Here is a 19,143-nt window from a genome sequence, read left to right as displayed (position 1 = left end):
CATGTTAGAGACCTTAATGAATTTGGTTCAGCAACAGTCGGGGCAGGCCGTTATTAATAATCCGGCTATTCCGAACAGTCAAAATGATAGCGTAATGCAAACGGTTGCCGGCAGCATTATGAGTGGTCTTGGTCAGCAGGCGCAGGGTGGTGGATTAGGAAATCTTCTGGGTATGGTTGTTAATGGTGGCGGTAACGTTCAGCAAAGTCCGGTTACCCAGGGTGTTCAGCAACATGTAGAACAAAGCCTTATGGAAAAATTGGGTATTTCACCACAGGTAGCCATGTCGGTGGCCAGTGCAGTTGTTCCAATGGTACTGGGTAAATTAATGAACAAAGCCGCTGATCCCAACGATTCCAGTGTTGATGGAAACTCAATTCTGAGCGCAGCTACAGGTAATCAGGGGGTTGACTGGATGGGCATGGCCGGATCGGCTATGGCTGACGGTAAGCTGGATATGAATGATTTGATGCGGGTTGTTCAGGGAGGAAATAGCGGTGGCGGAGGCCTGGGTGGAATGCTGGGTGGTCTGTTCGGTGGTAAATAAACAGGGTGAGGTGGCGAACTAGCCGCGTTGGTATGTAATCAGACGTATTGTAAACGAAGAAAGTGTACAAGGCAGACCTTACTGGTCTGCTTTTTTTGTGCTGGTGCTTACTATTTAAACGGCTGCTTACTGGCATCACCAGCTGGATGCATCTCCGTTTCTATAGACGAAACACTGCCATAAAATTAGACGAATACGGGTCTATCCCGTCAAGTTGGCCCAGTCGATTGTATTATTCTGCCAATCTGACAGCAAATTGAACAATTTTCCGGGCTGGCATTTGTATTGATAGGTAGGTAGTGTCTGTCAGTTTACAACCACAGCATTTTACAGAAACTAAATCCAGTCATGGGAAAAATTATTGGTATTGACTTAGGCACCACGAACTCGTGCGTGGCCGTGATGGAAGGCAACGAGCCGGTCGTAATCCCCAACTCCGAAGGAGCCCGGACTACACCCTCGGTAGTCGCATTTATGGATAACGGCAACGGCGAACGCAAAGTAGGCGCTCCTGCCAAACGCCAGGCCATCACCAACCCCAAAAATACGATCTCTTCGATTAAGCGTTTCATGGGTAAACGCTACGGCGAAGTAACGAACGAAATTAAAAACGTCGCTTACGACGTTGAAAACGGCCCGAACAGCACGCCCCGCGTTCGTATCGGTGATCGTCAATATACGCCACAGGAGCTTTCGGCACTTATTCTGCAAAAAATGAAGCAGACGGCTGAAGATTACCTTGGCCAAACCGTAACGGAAGCCGTTATCACGGTACCAGCTTACTTTAACGACGCCGAACGTCAGGCAACCAAAGAAGCCGGTGCGATTGCCGGTCTGGATGTAAAACGGATTATCAACGAGCCAACAGCCGCAGCACTTGCCTACGGTCTGGACAAAACCAATAACGATCAGAAAATTGCCGTATTCGACCTTGGTGGTGGTACGTTCGATATTTCGATTCTGGAATTGGGTGATGGTGTATTCGAAGTTAAATCGACCGATGGTGATACGCACCTGGGTGGTGACGACTTCGACCAGGTAATCATTGACTGGCTCGCCGACGAATTCAAGAAGGATGAAGCGATCGACCTGCGTCAGGACCCAATGGCCCTGCAACGTCTGAAAGAAGCGGCTGAAAAGGCAAAAGTTGAATTGTCGAGTTCGAACTCGACCGAAATTAACTTGCCGTATATCATGCCGGTGAATGGTATTCCAAAACACCTGGTTCGTACGTTGAGCCGTTCGAAATTCGAGCAATTAGCCGATTCGCTGATCCAGCGCAGTTTAGAGCCTTGCCGTCGTGCTCTGAAAAATTCAGGTTTGTCGGCCAGCCAGATTGACGAAGTTATTCTGGTAGGTGGTTCAACCCGGATTCCTAAAGTACAGGAAGAAGTTGAAAAACTGTTTGGCCGGAAGCCATCCAAAGCTGTTAACCCCGACGAAGCCGTAGCCATCGGTGCTGCTATTCAGGGTGGTGTGTTAACGGGCGAAGTAAAAGACGTTCTCCTGCTCGACGTTATCCCGCTTTCGCTGGGTATCGAAACGATGGGTGGTGTATTTACCAAAATGGTAGACGCCAACACAACCATCCCAAGCAAGAAAGTTGAAACCTATTCGACGGCATCGGACAACCAGCCAAGCGTAGAAATCAACATTCTACAGGGTGAGCGCCCCATGGCGGCTCAGAACCGTCAGTTAGGCCGGTTTATCCTGTCGGATATTCCACCAGCACCCCGTGGTGTTCCGCAAATCGAAGTAACCTTCGACGTTGACGCCAACGGTATCCTGCACGTAACGGCCAAAGATAAAGGCACGGGTAAAGAGCAGAAAATCCGGATCGAAGCATCGAGCGGTTTGACCGACGCTGAAATCAACCGGATGCGTGAAGAAGCCAAAGCCAACGAAGCCGCCGATAAAGCGGAGCGTGAAGCTGTTGAGAAAGTCAACGCGGCTGACTCGATGATTTTCCAAACTGAGAAGCAACTGAAAGAATACGGCGATAAGCTGTCGGAAGGCAACAAGTCGGCGATTGAAGCGGCTCTTGCTGAACTCCGCACCGCGCACGGTGCCCGCGACGCAGCGGCCATCGACAAAGCGCTGGAAGGGTTGAACGCAGCCTGGACAACGGCTTCTACCGAAATGTACAGTGCCACCAACGGTGCGGGTGCCAACCCAATGGATGGCGCCGGTTTTGGTGGTGATGGCAGCAACGGAGCTGCTAACGGCCAGGGCCAACCCGCCGGTGATAACGTTTCGGACGTGCCTTACGAAGAAGTGAAGTAGTCTGAACCCGGATTTTTCAGATTGTATTGATTTATATGATTTTGCAAAAGCCCTTGCCGGAAACGGTGAGGGCTTTTTTGTATTCGGCTTATTTTCTTTGATGGGTGAAGATGAGTATGCAGGGCATAAACAGGCAATAGATGGTCTTATTCGGTTCAGAGTGATTTGTAGTTAACCGGTAACTAGTCTTTCTTGCAATTGATGCCAACTTTCAAAACAAGCGTTCGCTTAAATTGATCAGATGTTAAGTTAACGTTCGGTATATAAGTACTTTTGTTCTGGGGAAACAAAAGAGTCGTGAGCGCTTCCATTACTTGTCGCCGACCTAAGCCAACTAAAGTCAAATTCTGATAATGTTTCTAGAGAAGATTAAATCTGCAGCATCAGGCGTTATGCTTTATGGCATCACACCGCCAAAAGCTAGTACTCAACCTGAACGGGTTGCTGAAATTGCCCAAAAAACCGTTGAACGACTCACTAACCTGGATATTGATGCCCTCGTAGTATATGATGTACAGGATGAATCAGCCCGAACTACAGAAGAAAGGCCCTTTCCTTTTATCACAGCGCTTGATCCGCTTGTTTTCGCTTCCGGCTATCTGGAGGCCTTAACCATCCCCAAAATAATCTATCGCCCGGCTGGTAAATTTTCTGTTCAGGAGTTGAGCGATTGGCTGGAGAAACTCCATGAGCACACCTTCTATCCTGTTTTTGTCGGCGTGCCTGCCCCTGATTTTCCGGTTAAAACGAGCCTTCAGGAAGCCTACAAGATCTGGAGCAAACACCAGGACACGTCCGTCATTGGTGCGGTTACTATTCCTGAAAGACATAATGCCCTAAACGATGAGGATGTCAGAATGCTGGATAAGATGAACTGCGGAGTATCGTACTTCATTTCCCAATGTGTGTTCAATCTTGACTACGCCAAACAGCTTATCGAAGATTTATACCTACGTTGTAACCGGCAGCAGATTTCTCCTCCAACAATCATTTTCACAATTACCGCCTGTGGCTCAGTAAAAACGCTCCATTTTATGGAATGGCTGGGTATTCACGTGCCGGATGAATTGAAGGAGGAGTTGAAAACATCGGAAGATATTCTCGAAAAATCGGTAAGGTTGTGCCTTGAGATTGCAGAAGCGCTTACTACTTACTGTATTGAGCGTTCGATTCCATTTGGCTTTAATATTGAAAGTGTTGCCATTAGGAAAGCCGAGATTGAAGCTTCTATCGACCTTGCGCACCGAATCAGTCAGATGTTGACCGATAAAGGTGTAAGGAAGCCGTCAAAAGAAAGTGAAGTGACATTTATAGATTAATTGTTTCTGCTGTCAGGGTACCACAAACCAAGACGCCCTTACCAACTTGGTAAGGGCGTCTTGGTTTGTGGTACTTTAGTTGCTACTCTTCTATGCCTTATGGGATGCTTCCAGAGTTTGAATTTCTGACAATTTAAGCCCCGCTACTTCGCCAACGACAATGATGGCTGGGTTACCGACGCCCGACTCGTTTACTTTTTCGATAATATCCTGCACACGGCCAACCACCATTTGCTGGTCGGGGAGGGTGCCATTCTGGATGATGGCGACGGGCGTTTCGCTTCTGCCATGTTGCGCAAAAACAGCCATGATGTCAGCCAGTTTGTGCATACCCATTAAAATAACGACGGTAGCTGTAGACTGGGCCGCTAGATTAAGATCGTTGGAAAGTTGACCAGCTTTCGTTGTGCCCGTTACCACCCAGAAACTTTCGGAAATACCCCGCGTCGTCAGTGGGATATTGGCTGCGGCCGGTACCGAATAACTGCTCGACAAGCCCGGTATTACCTGCGTCTCGATGCCATGCTGACGAGCAAATTCAATTTCCTCAAACCCGCGTCCAAAGACAAACGAGTCGCCACCTTTCAGCCGCACCACATGCCCGTATTGCTGGGCATAATGCACGATGAGCGGGTTAATATCCTCCTGCATGCACGAGTAAGCACCCCGCCGTTTCCCAACATAAACTTTCAGCGTGTCGGGGCGGCAGTAATCCAGCAAATCGGGGTGGACCAGAGCATCGTACATAACCACATCGGCTTGTTGCAATGCCTTGATTCCCTTAACCGTTATTAAGTCCGGATCGCCTGGTCCGGCTCCGACGAGAGTGAGTTTCATAATCTAATGAGTGAATGAGTGAATGAATGAATGAGTGATTCGCTGTCGCAAAATTTATTCGCTCATTCTTCATTCGCTCATTGAAAATTAACTATCCTGTGCCTGAGACAATTCCTGCAATTCAGGAGCGCCTTCCTGCTCTATCTGGGTTTGGCGGTAGACATGAACGGCTTGCAAAAATGTGTCTGCCTGAGCGACGAACCGGCGGGCAAATTCTTCGGAAGGTTCCTGCTTGTTAATGCTGAAAACCAGAGATTTGAAGTCGCCTTCTGCTTCGTGGAAGCCCGCTCCATTTCCATGCGACAGTCCAGCAGCAAACGTTTTGTCAAAATCGCTGACAATTCCGTGCTGGGTATTTGTCGGAATATCGCGGCTCATAAGCGCGGCCCGAGCGCCGGTGATGAACACATTGTACGCATGGTACAACGCATCGGCCCAGCTACTTTCCGAAAGGGCTTCCTGCGACCAGCCCAGTTTTTCGCTGGCTTCGGTTAGGGTAGTAGCTACCAGGTCGATGAGCACACTGGCGCATTCGCCGATTCCCACTTCGGTAACATACTGTTCCGTATGATCCCAGTCAATGTAATCACTGTCGACTAGTGTTTTCAAATCCGCGATGGGCTTAAGCAACTGGTAAAAATAGTTTTTACCCTGCCGGGCGTAATAGTCGCTGTAGTACTCACCATCGAAGGCGTTGGCTTCGAAATCGCGTAAGAGCGAGCGAAGTGACTCCGGACCGCGTTTAGCCGGGATTTTGATGACTTTATCGGCAATTAATCCTTCGCCTTTGCCATTGAAACCACCACCCAGTAGTACTTGGAGGGCAGGCAATACATAAGCGCCGTTCTTTAACGAAGAACCGTGGTAGCCGATATTCGCAACCGAGTGCTGACCGCAGCCATTCATACAGCCCGAAATCTTGATCTTGATATCATCGTTGAAAACCAGATCCGGAAATTCGTCGTGCATCATCCGTTCCAGAGCCCGCGTGATTCCGTAGCTGCTGGAAATTGCCAGATTACAGGTGTCGGTACCAGGGCAGGTGGTAATGTCGGCCGTAGTATCAAAACCCGGTTCTGCCAGACCAAGGGCGTCGAGTGCTTCGAACACGGCGGGGAGGTCTTCCGGACGGATAAACCGCAGCAGATAGCCCTGGTTAACCGTTACCCGGATATCATCGGCAGCATATTGCTTTACGATCTGCGCCAGTGCCCGAGCGGTGTCGGAATGCATATCACCGAGCAACACCCGTAGCTGAACGGCATACCAGCCAGCTTGTTTCTGCTCAAAAACGTTGGTTTTGAACCAGGCATTTAGTTTCTGGTTCTCGGTTTCCAGTTTGTATCCGCTTACTTCGGGGCGGTTGGAATGCTGCTCACTCACCACAAACGGAGTATTATCGACTGCAAACAGTTTATTTTTCAGGGCGGGCGTTTCTTCCTCCACCCGGCGAAGCAATTCTTCCAGACCGACGTCGTTGAGGAGGTATTTCATGCGGGCTTTGTGCCGTTTCTGCCGTTCGCCATAGCGATCAAAAACCCGAATCACGCCTTCAATGAAGGGAATAATTCGATCTTCTTCCAGAAATTCAAAAGCCGTTTGGGCGGAGAAAGGCTGTGCGCCAAGGCCACCGCCCAGCATAACCTTGAAGCCCCGTTTGCCATCCTGAATACGCGCTACCAGACCTACATCGTGCATATAGCCGTAAGCCGAATCTTTTTCACTCGATGACAGTGAAATCTTGAACTTACGACCCATATCCTGGCAGATTGGGTTGCGCAGGAAATAATCGAAAACGTGGTAGGCGTAGGGCGTAATATCGAAAGGCTCCAGCGGGTCGATCCCGGCGCGAGCCGATCCCGTCACGTTACGAACGGTATTTCCACAGGCTTCCTTCAGGGTAATACCGGCATCTTCCAGCTCTGCCCACAGCTGTGGAGAATCGGCCAGTTTTACGAAGTGCAACTGTATATCCTGCCGGGTGGTGGCGTGGAGGTTACCCGTTGCGTATTTATCCGACAAGTCGGCAATACGGACAAGCTGATCGGATGTGATGCGTCCGTGGGGTAATTTAATACGGATCATCTGCACACCGGGCTGTCGCTGGCCGTATACACCGCGCGTCAGGCGGAACTTACGGAAGGCTTCGTCGGCTATATCGCCCGAACGGAATGAGCTGATTTTCTGCTCAAGATCCAGAATGTCGCGTCTGGCTGCCGGATTTACGTTATCGGTCAATAGGATAGACATAGGAAAAGGTATATAGTCTATAGATTTAATCAACTAATCTATTAAAACGAAACGCCGGCAAGCTCCGGCGTTGACTTGTTTGCAAGTATAATTGATTAAACCCCTTTTTTAGTTCAGATGTTGCCCAACTTGTCGTTATGGTCGATAAGATATGGTTATGAAGAATGGCACCTAACGGATGCTCTACAAATTAACCCAGACAGTTCACTGCTGGTTTCATAAAAGCAAAACTCATGAAAGCAGGACTCAAGTAAATGGAACTGCAGATGGCGTGCTGTGTATGCAGCAAGTAAGAGTAAATCAGATTAGAACGGAATTTAACTTTTTCCAGAAAAAAATGACTCATTCTGCTAATTTGCTATATATTTGCTAAATATGTATAGATAACAAGGATAGTAGAATGGCAACCTTAAAATGTCCGAAATGTGATGCGGTAGACGCAGTCCGAAATGGTATTGTTAACCAGCGTCAACGGTTTCGGTGTAAGAAATGCAGTTACAATTTTACGGTTGGTAAAGTTGGCAAGGGAATTAGTACCTATTACGTAATCAAGGCCTTACAGCTTTATATTGAAGGGGTTAGCTTTCGCGAAATCGAACGGCTGTTGGGCATAAGTCATGTGTCGGTCATGAACTGGGTCAGAAAATACCAGATCAAGATTCCCGAGAATAACACCTATCACCCGACCTATAAAATACTTAATCACAGAGAGTTAGTAGAATTTTATTCAGACCGGAAAAACACGGAGGGAGCCGGTATGATCGTAACCGAACTGGGCGATAAATTCATGCTCATTAAATGGGAGCGGTTCAAAGAATAAGCGTCCATTCTGGCATAAAAAGGGAGATAATATGGTATATGACGCTCTTCTGACAAAAAACTTCTGATAACTAGACACGGGGCCAAATAAAGCTATCTATAGCTTTTTACCGTATCTATGCCAATCAGTTGATAGTTAGCTCGCTTTGTGGGTGTTTTGAATCGTCAAACGACTTCTCAAAACCCTACCTAAGATTCATGAAACTGTCTCATTCGCTTACGCTTACGAGTATCGGACTGCTCCTGGGAGGAGTTGCCTGGTCGCAGTCGACAGCTCCTCAGGTGTCGACTGTAACCACACCGGTAACGACGCTGAATTCAATACCACCCTCTAACGCCGGGCAGGCGGCTGGTACAATTAAGCCCGCCGAAACGTCGGCCATCACCCTGAAGTTTACCGGCTTTGTACGAAACGATTTCTCGTTTGATACCCGCCAAACGGTTAACCTGCGTGAAGCTTCGGTGGATTTGTACCCACGGGATAAGCAGCTCGACGTAAATGGTCAGGACGTCAATGCGGTTACGAACGTTAATATGCTAGCCATCAACAGTCGGCTGGGGGCCGTGTTTACCGGTCCCGATGCCTTTGGGGCCAAAACGTCGGGATTGCTGGAAATGGAATGGTTTGGGCCGTCGGATGCGGCCGTGGGCGGGGTTCGGTTACGGCACGCCTGGGCTAAACTTGACTGGCCAAAACGGCAGTTGGCGTTTGGGCAGTTCTGGCATCCTTTATTTGTGCCCGAGGTATTTCCGGGGGTAGTGAACTTCAATACCGGCATTCCTTTTCAGCCGTTTAACCGAAGTCCGCAAATTCGGCTTACTGAGCACATAAGTAAAGATGTTAGCCTCATACTGGCCCTGATCGCGCAACGCGATTTTACCAGTATCGGTATAAATGGCGGTTCGTCCGAATATATGCGGAATTCGGCGGTACCCAATCTGCATGCGCAACTGCAACTGAAGAAAGAAAGAGTGGTGGCTGGTCTGGCCTTCGATTATAAAGTTATTCGGCCTCGACTTTCGACGGGTAGTGGAACTTCTTTACTGGTTAGCAAGGCCACGGTGGGTAGTTCGGCTATTATGGCGTATTTAAAGGTAATTGGCCGAACAACCACGTTAAAAATCGAAGCCCTTAAAGGTTCGAATATGACCGATCATGTGATGCTGGGTGGCTTTTTAGCCTATGGTACGGCTGCAACAGGGACAACGCCCGCTCTGGAAACTGCCTATAAACCAACGGGTATTACATCGATATGGGCTGAATTAATGGGCAATGGTAAAACAGTTATCCCGGCCATTTTTGTCGGATATTCTAAAAACACCGGAAACGACGCTAATGCGGTTGCAGCCTATGGACGCGGTATCGGGATTGGCGGACGGGGCGGTATCGATAATTTGTTCCGGGTGGCACCCCGGCTGGAAGTTGTTTCGGGCCGGTTTCGTATTGGTACCGAGCTGGAACTAACGACGGCTGGCTACGGCACCTCTTCGACAGACGCTAAAGTTACCGGAGCCGATCAGATTACAAACACACGTTTACTGCTAACAACAGTATATTCTTTCTAAAAACTCTATTTTGTACGTGAATTCCAAACCCTCAATACCTCAATAAAAATGATTGTAGAACAAACCCCCAAATCCGTAGCCGGTACCAAAACATTACTGAGCGTAATTGGTGCCTCTTCGCTGGGAACCCTCATTGAATGGTACGATTTTTACATCTTTGGCAGTCTGGCCGCTATTCTGTCCACACAATTTTTCCCCAAAGATAACCCAACAGCCGCCTTGCTGTCCACACTGGCAACGTTTGCCGCCGGTTTCATTGTCCGTCCGTTCGGAGCGTTGGTTTTTGGCCGGTTAGGCGACCTCGTTGGCCGGAAATATACGTTTCTTGTGACGCTGGTGCTGATGGGCGGGTCCACATTTTTTATCGGCTTGATTCCCGGTTACGAGACCATCGGTTTCTGGGCACCATTGCTCGTCCTTTTACTGCGCCTGATCCAGGGGCTGGCTCTGGGAGGTGAATACGGTGGAGCTGCTACCTACGTAGCCGAATACGCTCCCAAAGGACGTCGGGGTTACTATACCAGTTTTATTCAGACAACAGCCACATTGGGACTATTCGTGTCGCTGGGCGTGATTGTGGCAACCCGGCAACTGGTGGGTGTCGAGGATTTTGCCAAATGGGGTTGGCGGATTCCCTTTGTCTTGTCGGCCTTACTGGTGGGTGTCTCTATTTACATCCGCCTGAAAATGTCGGAGTCGCCGGTTTTTACCAAGCTCAAATCAGAAGGGAAAACGTCTAAAAACCCATTGGCCGAGAGCTTTGGCAAGCGTGAGAACCTGAAAATGGTCTTGCTGGCCTTGTTCGGCGCTACCATGGGGCAGGGCGTAATCTGGTACACCGGGCAGTTTTATGCGCTGTCGTTCATCCAGAAAGCCTGTAATGTTGAGTTTGTCCAATCCAATATTATCGTGGCGGTGGCTTTGCTGATTGCTACGCCGTTCTTCGTTGTTTTTGGTGGCCTTTCGGACAAAATTGGTCGCAAAGGAATCATGCTGGCCGGTATGGCGCTGGGCATTCTAACGTACCGCCCAATTTACGAGAAAATGTATAGCCTGACGGATTTGAAGGCGAAACAGGAACTGACCGAACAGACGAAAGTAGACGTTAAAAAAGCGTTGGTTGCAAATACGGCTGATTCCCTAATCACGACCACGACGACCAAAACCTTCGCCGATGGTACTACGTATAAGGAAGTGTCGAAGCAAAGTGTTCTGGCTGATGCGTCGGTGGAGAAACCAAAGCCCGATGTGGTCAAATCGGTGACGATGTCGACGGGAGATTTGATGATGATGATTTTTCTGGTGTTGCTTCAGGTGTTGTACGTAACGATGGTATACGGGCCAATAGCCGCCTTCCTGGTTGAGCTGTTTCCGACCCGGATTCGGTACACGTCCATGTCGTTGCCCTACCACATTGGCAACGGTGTTTTTGGCGGGTTGGTCCCCTTTATTGCCACAGCGCTGGTGGCAACGGCTACGAAGGCGAATGAAACTGCGGCAGCAGCCGGTGCGGCTCCCGTGGTTGCCAAAGCCTATCTGGAAGGGCTTTGGTACCCAATCATTGTGGCGAGTGTGTCTTTTGTAATTGGGTTGCTCTACCTGAGCAACCGCGCTAAAGCCGTCGAGCGAGACTAGTAGTAACCCAGATTAGGGGATACCAGAGTGGGTACGGTAGCAATCAATTCGTTGTAAAAAAGAAATCAATTCTCAGATAAATGGAAGCCAGCAGCCGTTGGCCTTTCCTCAACCTTAAGAAACATGAAAGCAATTAAGAAATACATGGGCGTTGTCTGGATTCTGTTGGGCCTGCTCGTCGCCTATGACCGGATCATGGACAGTTTAGTTAAAATCTCCAGCGAAAAACTGGAAGATAACGTATTTGGCTGGGTGGTTTTACTGGTGTTAGTCCCCATTGTAGTCGGCGGGTTAATCACCTTTGGCCGATACGCATTGGCCGGCGATTACGACGAAGAGTAGATGGCATAGGGCATAGGGCATAGGGCAGTAGGGCAGTAGGGTAGTATAAGCCAGGTAGCAAACTCTTCCTTAACCCCATGTCCCATGCCCTAACCCTCAACCCTCATGCCCTCTGCCCACCGCCCACCACTACACCATGAAAGAAAGTCGACTTTTGTTAATCAGTATGCTGTTCATGTTGCTGCTGAACAGTCCGATTCTCGCAATCGCGAACCGACCTGAGCGAGTACTGGGTATCCCGGTTCTGTATTTATACGTGTTTACTGTATGGGCCAGCTTAATCGGGGGTATCGGCTGGTTGATCCACCGCACTCATTCTGACGATTCGACTACTTCCAATGAATAGTGTTACGCTGGTCGTTTGTTCTTTATTGTACCTGTGTTTGTTGTTTGGGGTAGCCTACTGGGCCGAACATCGACCCCAAACGGGCAGAAGTCTGGTCAATAATCCGTACCTGTATGCTCTGTCGATCTCCGTCTATTGTACCGCCTGGACATTCTACGGGAGTGTTGGGCGGGCCGCTTCCGAGGGTATCGAGTACCTGACGGCTTACATCGGCCCAACCCTTGGTGCACCCCTTTGGTGGACGATTCAGCGTAAAATTATTCGAATCTGCAAAACGCAGCGCATCACCAGTATTGCCGATTTTATTTCATCGCGATACGGAAAAAGCCGACTCCTGGGCGTAATGGCTACTGTACTCTGTGTGCTGGGTGCCATTCCGTACATATCGATACAACTCAAGGCCGTTACAACGAGTTTTGCCGTGATGTCCGGGCAGTCGGTAACGGAAACATCGGCTTCTTTCTTAAGTACTCAGGCGCTGGTGATTAGCCTGGTGCTGGCGTTGTTCACCATTTTGTTTGGTACGCGGAAGCTGGAAGCTACCGAGCGGCACGAAGGGCTGGTAACGGCTATTGCGTTTGAATCGGTGATTAAGCTCGTCGCCTTTTTGTCCATCGGGGTGTTTGTCACGTTCGTTCTGTTCAACGGACCAGTCGACCTGTTCGAACGAGCGGCTGCTGTGCCCTCACTGGCCCGGTTGTTTACCTTCAACTCATTGGCCTCAACGACCAACTGGTTCTGGTACTCCTGTTTATCCATGATGGCTGTTCTGTTTTTGCCCCGGCAATTTCAGGTCGGCGTTGTTGAAAATGTGGATGAAAAGCACCTGAACAAAGCCATGTGGCTCTTTCCACTGTATCTGTTTCTGATAAACCTATTTGTTCTGCCGCTTATGTTTGCCGGTAAGCTGATGCTTAGCCCAGCAGTCGATGCCGACAACTATGTATTGGCGTTACCGCTACAGTTCGGTCAAACGAATCTGGCATTGCTGGCCTATATCGGTGGTTTTTCGGCGGCAACGAGTATGATTATCGTGGAGACGATTGCGCTTAGCGTCATGATCAGCAACAACGTGGTAATGCCGCTTCTGGTGAGTCGGCCCGGCTGGCTTGCTCGGTTCGACCCACCGTCCGGCGCTCCTTCGCGGAGTGGTTTGGTCATTACCATCCGCCGGGTAACTATTGTCAGTTTATTGTTGTTGGCCTATGTCTATTACCATTTTGTCTCCAACCATTTTTCGTTGGTGTCGGTTGGGGTTATTTCCTTCGTGGCAGTGGCCCAGTTTACCCCGGCCATAATTGGTGGGTTATTCTGGAAACGGGGCGGGCGCTACGGGGCAAAAATTGGCTTGCTGGCGGGTGCGCTGATTTGGGTATACACGTTGATATTGCCTTCGCTGGTGACGGCCGGTCTACTGCCCGATTCCTTTGTGAGCGAAGGTCCCCTGGGACTCACTTTTCTGAAACCATATGAATTACTTGGCCTTAAGGGGCTTGACCCAATTTCGCACGCATTATTCTGGTCAATGTTTGTCAATATTGGCGGGTACGTCTGGGGATCGCTCAACTGGTCGCAACGAGTACTCGACCAGTCGCAGGCCACGCTCTTTGTCGACGTATTTCATTTTTCACGCACGACCGAACAAACGACGCCCTGGAACGGGCAGGCCCTAACCACCGATTTACGGTCGTTGCTAACCACCTTCTTCGGAAAAGAAGCCACCCAGCGGGCGCTTGATCGGTATAGTCAACGCAACCAGCTGGATGCTGCAAGTGCCTACGCCGATCCACGTTTGGTGGCGTATGCCGAGAGATGGCTGGCGGGCGCTATTGGAACGGCATCGGCCCGTATCCTGGTGTCATCGGTTACGAACGAAGAACCTCTTTCGGTGGATGAGGTAATCCATATTCTGAAGGCCTCGCAGGAATTAATGACGGTCAATAAGAAGCTGACGCGTAAATCGGCCGAGCTGCAGCAGATGACCCTACAGCTTAGTGAGGCCAACGAACGGCTTAAGCAATCTGATGAGCAGAAAGATGATTTTGTCTCGACCGTCACGCACGAAATAAGAACGCCTTTAACGTCGATCCGGGCGCTGTCGGAAATCCTGCACGATCAGTCGGATATGGATGAGTCCATGCGGCAGGAGTTTCTGAGCCGGGTCATTCGGGAAACGGAACGGCTTTCCCGACTCATTAATCAGGTCCTTGATCTGGAACGGTACGATTCCGGGCGATACAACCTGAGTACTGAACGGGTTTCGATGGTCGATTTAGTTTCGGAGGCTGTCGAGAATGTGGCGCAACTAGCGCGCGATAAAGAGGTGACGCTCGAAATCTGCCCCACACCCACGGAGCCGTATGTTGATGGCGACCGGGATCGACTGATGCAGGTGCTGATCAATCTGCTGTCCAATGCCATCAAATTTGCGCCCGCCGGTAGCGGTCAGGTTTCGGTTTGTTTAGTCCTGAGTGATGACCAGGTCGAGCTGACTGTTCGCGACAATGGGGTTGGTATTGAGCCGGATGTGCAGCAGCTAATTTTTGAGAAATTTTATCAGGCGAATAACCAAACACTGAGGAAACCCAAAGGAAGCGGATTGGGACTGGCTATATCGAAAAAGATCATTGAGTTACACAATGGGCAGATTACCGTTAGTAGTGTGCCCGGACAAGGTGCACAGTTTACCTGCTCACTGCCTGCCCAGTCCTGAAAGCTGGTTTTGATGGGAGCAGGCGTTTAGGTTAAGATAAAGGCAATAAAAACTTTACTTTAGCCAAAATCATTTCGACTCACTATGAAAGTGCTGATTGTTGACGATGAGCCGAGTATTCTGCTCTCGCTGGAATTTCTGATGAAAAAAGAAGGATATCGCGTGTTTATTGCCCGTGACGGGGCCGAAGCCTTCGATATTATTCGTCAGGAAGTGCCTGATTTACTGCTTCTTGATGTGATGATGCCGCTGGTCGATGGCTATGACGTATGCCGGTTTGTAAAACAATCGCCCGATTATCAACACTGTAAAGTGATTTTTCTAAGCGCCAAAAGTAAGGATAAAGATATACAGAAGGGACTTGATCTGGGTGCTGACCTGTACATCCCCAAGCCGTTCTCCACCCGCGAGCTAATCGCTAAAGTCAACGAATTGAACATAAAACCGAAGGTTTAAACCATTCGCCGGTACCAACCGACCGTGAACATTCTTAAACCCGAAAAACGGACGACAGCATTTATGCCCCTTCCCCTTACGTATACCGACTGGCATCAGTATAGCCTGACTCATCCGGAAGAGTTCTGGGCCGAGCAAGCCCGGAATATTCCCTGGTTTACTCCGCCCAAGCAAATCCTGTCGACCGATGAGAACGGGCTGACCCGCTGGTTTGCGGATGGACAGCTCAATACCTGTTATGCCGCCGTTGATTACCACGTTGAGAATGGCCGGGCCGATCAGTTAGCCCTCATTCATGATTCGCCCGTTACGAATACCATTCGGCAGTTTACCTACCGGGAGCTGCGCGATGAAGTTGCCCTCCTGGCGGGTGCTTTGCAGGCGCTGGGTGTTACGAAGGGCGATACCGTCGTGATTTACATGCCGATGATTCCTGAAACGGCCTTTGCTATGCTGGCCTGTGCCCGGTTGGGAGCTATTCACTCGGTTGTCTTTGGCGGATTTGCGCCCCATGAGCTCGCCCTTCGCATTGACGATGCCCGGCCAAAAGTCGTTCTGTCGGCCTCCTGCGGTATCGAGTTTACGACGGTTATTCCCTACAAGCCCCTATTGAATGATGCCCTCCGGCGGGCTGCCTATCAACCCGAACACTGCCTGATTTTGCAGCGACCCCAATGTGTTGCCGAGATTCAGCAGGACCGGGACCACGACTGGTATTCGCTCGTAAGTCAGGCTGACCCCGCCGATTGCGTGTACGTCATGGCGACCGATCCCCTGTATATTTTATATACGTCGGGCACTACGGGTAAACCGAAAGGGATCGTGCGCGATAATGGCGGCCATGCCGTTGCCATCAAATACAGCATGCAGGCGGTGTATAATTTACAACCCGGACAAGTGATGTTTACCGCGTCTGATTTTGGCTGGGCCGTTGGGCATAGCTATTCTGTCTATGGTCCACTGCTTCAGGGGTGTACATCCGTTATTCTGGAAGGGAAACCCGTTCGCACACCCGATGCCAGTACGTTCTGGCGGGTAGTGCAGACCTACGGCGTGCATGTATTATTCACCGCTCCGACCGCTTTCCGAGCCATCAAAAAAGAAGATCCCGAAGCCGCGCTCAGCCGTAATTACGATCTTTCGTCGCTACAAAGTGTGTTCGTTGCCGGGGAGCGTTGCGATCCGCCAACCCTGAACTGGCTGGAATCAATCGTACATGTGCCGGTTATTGACCATTGGTGGCAAACCGAGTCGGGCTGGCCCATGGTGGCTGATTCACTGGGAATAGAGTCCCTGCCCGTGAAACCCGGCTCCGCCACCAAGCCCGTGTGTGGTTATGATTTACAGATTCTGGATGAAGACGGGCAGCGGATCGGCCCGAACGAGATGGGCCTGGTTTGCCTCAAGCTTCCTCTGCCGCCCGGTTGTTTGCCTTCGCTCTGGCAGGACGATGCGCGGTTTCGGGCTTCTTACCTGAGCCGGTTTCCCGGTTATTACCTGTCGGGCGATGGTGGTTATGTCGATGAAGAGGGGTACGTTTTCATCATGGGTCGCGTCGATGATGTCATCAACGTAGCGGGCCACCGATTGTCGACCGGCGAAATGGAAGAGATCGTGAGCAGCCACACCGCCGTTGCCGAGTGTGCCGTGGTTGGTATTGCCTGCCCACTGCGGGGCCAGCGCCCGGTCGGATTTATCGTCCTGAAAGACGGAGTTGAAACCAGTGAAGCTATTCTCGAAACGGAACTCGTAACCCTCATCCGCGATCAGATTGGCGCGGTTGCCTATTTTCGGAATGCGCTGCTGGTGAAACGGTTACCAAAGACCCGGTCCGGTAAAATTCTCCGGAAAATCATGCGACACATTGCCGATGGCGAATCCTACACAGCCCCGGCCACGATTGATGACCCCTTAATACTGGACGAAATAAAAGCAGCATTAACCAGTCGAAAAATTGGTCAGTCGTTCGAGACCGACTAAACGAAAGCACCCTACCTTATTTTATTACTGAGTTACAATACATTCACTACCCATGGTCATTAAAACTTTTGACGAGTATCAGACGGCTTACAAACACAGCGTCGACGATCCCGAATCCTTCTGGGCCGAAATTGCCCAGGAATTTCAGTGGCGTAAACCGTGGAAGAAAACGCTGCAATGGAATTTTACGGAACCCAGCATAAAGTGGTTCGTTGGGGGAAAACTGAACATCACCGAAAATTGCCTGGATCGTCATCTGGCTACCCGTGGCGACCAGCCTGCCATCATCTGGGAACCCAACGACCCGCACGAAGCCAGTATTACCCTGACTTACCGCATGCTGCACGATCAGGTGTGCCGGATGGCCAATGTGCTCAAGCGCAACGGCGTCCAGAAGGGTGACCGTGTTTGTATTTACCTGCCCATGGTTCCCGAACTGGCCATATCCGTTTTGGCCTGTGCCCGGATCGGCGCGATCCATTCGGTTGTCTTTGGCGGATTCTCGGCCCAGTCCATCGCCGACCGGATCAACGACGCCCAGTGCAAACTGGTGATTACCGCCGATGGAGCCTACCGGGGAAATAAGGAAATCACCCTAAAAGGAACGGTAGACGATGCCCTGATTGGTTGCCCGAGTGTACAGCGGGTAATTGTCATGACCCGGACCCGCACGCCTATTGCCATGTTCAAAGGCCGCGATGTGTGGATGGAACAGGAGCTAAAGCAGGTAACAGCGCATTGCCCGGCCGAAGAGATGGACGCCGAAGACATTCTCTTTATCCTGTACACCTCCGGCTCAACGGGAAAACCAAAAGGCGTTGTGCATACAATTGGCGGCTACATGGTTTATGCCGCCTATACGTTCCAGAATGTATTCCAGTACAAGCACGACGGTCGGACGGGTCCGCAGGTGCATTTTTGTACGGCCGACATTGGCTGGATTACCGGACACAGCTACATCGTGTATGGACCATTAGCGTGTGGAGCTACGTCGCTGCTGTTTGAAGGCGTACCCACCTGGCCCGATGCCGGTCGTTTCTGGGACATTGTCGATAAACACGCCGTTAATATCCTCTATACCGCACCTACCGCTATCCGGTCGCTGATGAGCTTTGGGCTGGATAAGGTTAAGAACCATGATCTCAGTAGTCTGGAGGTGCTTGGCTCGGTGGGCGAGCCGATCAATGAGGAGGCCTGGCATTGGTACGATGATCATATTGGCAAAAATCGTTGCCCGATTGTCGATACCTGGTGGCAAACGGAAACCGGTGGCCTAATGATTTCGCCCATTGCCAACGTCACACCGTTAAAACCCGCTTATGCAACCCTGCCATTACCCGGAGTTCAGCCCATTTTGGTGGACGAAAACGGAAAAGAAATTGAAGGCAATGGGGTGAGCGGCAATTTGTGCATCAAGTTTCCCTGGCCCGGTATGCTGCGGACAACCTACGGCGACCACGAACGCTGCAAACAAACGTATTTTGCCACTTATCCGGGATTGTATTTTACCGGAGATGGCTGTCTGCGTGACGAAGACGGCTATTATCGAATTACCGGACGGGTTGATGATGTGCTGAACGTATCCGGGCACCGCATTGGTACCGCCGAAGTAGAAAACGCCATCAATATGCACACGGGCGTGGTTGAAAGTGCCGTTGTGGGCTATCCGCACGATATCAAAGGGCAGGGGATTTATGCCTACGTCATCATTGACCAGCCCCCCGTCGACAATGACACCGATTTGATGAAGCGGGATATTCTGGCTACCGTGAGCCGAATCATTGGTCCCATTGCCAAGCCGGATAAAATCCAGTTCGTAGTTGGTCTGCCTAAAACGCGTTCCGGCAAGATCATGCGCCGGATTCTGCGAAAAATAGCCGAGGGTGAACTGGGTAATCTGGGCGATACGTCGACCCTGCTCGATCCGGCTGTAGTAGAAGAAATTAAAGAAGGTGTGGTGTAGTTGGCTGTAGAAAAGTTGGTTTGTTTCTATAGGTAGAGGTGAGTTGGGAAAGTCGCTGTTTAAGCGACTTTCCCGTTTTTTGTCAGT

14 protein-coding genes are annotated in these 19,143 nt (G+C 50.3%); 12 read left to right on the top strand and 2 right to left on the bottom strand.

Translation table 11 applies throughout. From position 1 onward, the window contains the following. Nucleotide 1: 1 nt before the first annotated feature. The 3 genes from CRO74_RS08870 (at nucleotide 2) to CRO74_RS08860 (ending at nucleotide 4,149) form a co-directional block, all read left to right on the top strand. A complete protein-coding gene (locus CRO74_RS08870) occupies nucleotides 2-547 on the top strand; it encodes a DUF937 domain-containing protein (RefSeq protein WP_097125599.1) in 546 nt (181 codons plus the stop codon). Between the two features lie 348 nt (nucleotides 548-895). Further along, complete coding sequence (gene dnaK, locus CRO74_RS08865; RefSeq protein ID WP_097125598.1) at nucleotides 896-2,830, top strand: molecular chaperone DnaK; 1,935 nt, start codon at nucleotides 896-898, stop codon at nucleotides 2,828-2,830. Between the two features lie 353 nt (nucleotides 2,831-3,183). Then, nucleotides 3,184-4,149 (top strand): methylenetetrahydrofolate reductase, encoded by a 966-nt coding sequence (locus tag CRO74_RS08860; RefSeq protein ID WP_097125597.1) that lies wholly within the window; start codon nucleotides 3,184-3,186, stop codon nucleotides 4,147-4,149. Between the two features lie 90 nt (nucleotides 4,150-4,239). Here the strand turns inward: CRO74_RS08860 and cobA are convergent, their stop codons facing one another. Together cobA and CRO74_RS08850 are read right to left on the bottom strand one after the other, a co-directional pair. Then, nucleotides 4,240-4,986 carry a uroporphyrinogen-III C-methyltransferase gene (gene cobA / locus CRO74_RS08855; protein ID WP_097125596.1) on the bottom strand — a complete coding sequence of 249 codons (747 nt, stop codon included), beginning with the start codon at nucleotides 4,984-4,986 and terminating at the stop codon, nucleotides 4,240-4,242. Between the two features lie 87 nt (nucleotides 4,987-5,073). Then, on the bottom strand, nucleotides 5,074-7,236 hold the full coding sequence (locus CRO74_RS08850) for a nitrite/sulfite reductase (protein ID WP_097125595.1): 2,163 nt from the start codon (nucleotides 7,234-7,236) through the stop codon (nucleotides 5,074-5,076). 400 nt (nucleotides 7,237-7,636) lie between these two features. Here CRO74_RS08850 and CRO74_RS08845 point away from each other — a divergent pair, with 400 nt between their 5' ends. From CRO74_RS08845 to acs, 9 genes are all read left to right on the top strand, one after another. Then, a complete protein-coding gene (locus tag CRO74_RS08845; protein ID WP_097125594.1) occupies nucleotides 7,637-8,056 on the top strand; it encodes an IS1/IS1595 family N-terminal zinc-binding domain-containing protein in 420 nt (139 codons plus the stop codon). A gap of 197 nt (nucleotides 8,057-8,253) precedes the next feature. Continuing rightward, nucleotides 8,254-9,621, top strand: a complete 1,368-nt coding sequence (locus CRO74_RS08840) for a DcaP family trimeric outer membrane transporter (protein ID WP_097125593.1) — start codon at nucleotides 8,254-8,256, stop codon at nucleotides 9,619-9,621. 48 nt (nucleotides 9,622-9,669) lie between these two features. Further along, the gene (locus CRO74_RS08835) at nucleotides 9,670-11,256 is read left to right on the top strand and encodes an MFS transporter (protein ID WP_097125592.1); all 1,587 of its coding nucleotides are present in this window, start codon (nucleotides 9,670-9,672) and stop codon (nucleotides 11,254-11,256) included. Nucleotides 11,257-11,379: 123 nt separating this feature from the next. Further along, the gene (locus tag CRO74_RS08830; protein ID WP_097125591.1) at nucleotides 11,380-11,598 is read left to right on the top strand and encodes a DUF6814 family protein; all 219 of its coding nucleotides are present in this window, start codon (nucleotides 11,380-11,382) and stop codon (nucleotides 11,596-11,598) included. Between the two features lie 136 nt (nucleotides 11,599-11,734). Continuing rightward, nucleotides 11,735-11,944 (top strand): hypothetical protein, encoded by a 210-nt coding sequence (locus CRO74_RS08825; RefSeq protein ID WP_012926639.1) that lies wholly within the window; start codon nucleotides 11,735-11,737, stop codon nucleotides 11,942-11,944. Continuing rightward, nucleotides 11,937-14,657 carry a sensor histidine kinase gene (locus CRO74_RS08820; protein WP_097125590.1) on the top strand — a complete coding sequence of 907 codons (2,721 nt, stop codon included), beginning with the start codon at nucleotides 11,937-11,939 and terminating at the stop codon, nucleotides 14,655-14,657. Before CRO74_RS08825 ends, CRO74_RS08820 begins: the two co-directional genes overlap by 8 nt. Nucleotides 14,658-14,741: 84 nt before the next feature. Beyond that, nucleotides 14,742-15,113, top strand: coding sequence for a response regulator transcription factor (locus tag CRO74_RS08815; RefSeq protein ID WP_097125589.1), 372 nt, complete (start codon nucleotides 14,742-14,744; stop codon nucleotides 15,111-15,113). Between the two features lie 63 nt (nucleotides 15,114-15,176). Next, nucleotides 15,177-17,093, top strand: a complete 1,917-nt coding sequence (locus tag CRO74_RS08810) for a propionyl-CoA synthetase (RefSeq protein ID WP_097126066.1) — start codon at nucleotides 15,177-15,179, stop codon at nucleotides 17,091-17,093. A 52-nt stretch (nucleotides 17,094-17,145) separates the two neighbouring features. After that, the gene (gene acs, locus CRO74_RS08805; RefSeq protein WP_097125588.1) at nucleotides 17,146-19,056 is read left to right on the top strand and encodes an acetate--CoA ligase; all 1,911 of its coding nucleotides are present in this window, start codon (nucleotides 17,146-17,148) and stop codon (nucleotides 19,054-19,056) included. The last annotated feature ends 87 nt before the right edge of the window (nucleotides 19,057-19,143 follow it).

The sequence above is a fragment of the Spirosoma fluviale genome (assembly GCF_900230225.1).
GTDB lineage: Bacteria > Bacteroidota > Bacteroidia > Cytophagales > Spirosomataceae > Spirosoma > Spirosoma fluviale.
This window is presented reverse-complemented; position numbering and strand designations above follow the sequence as displayed.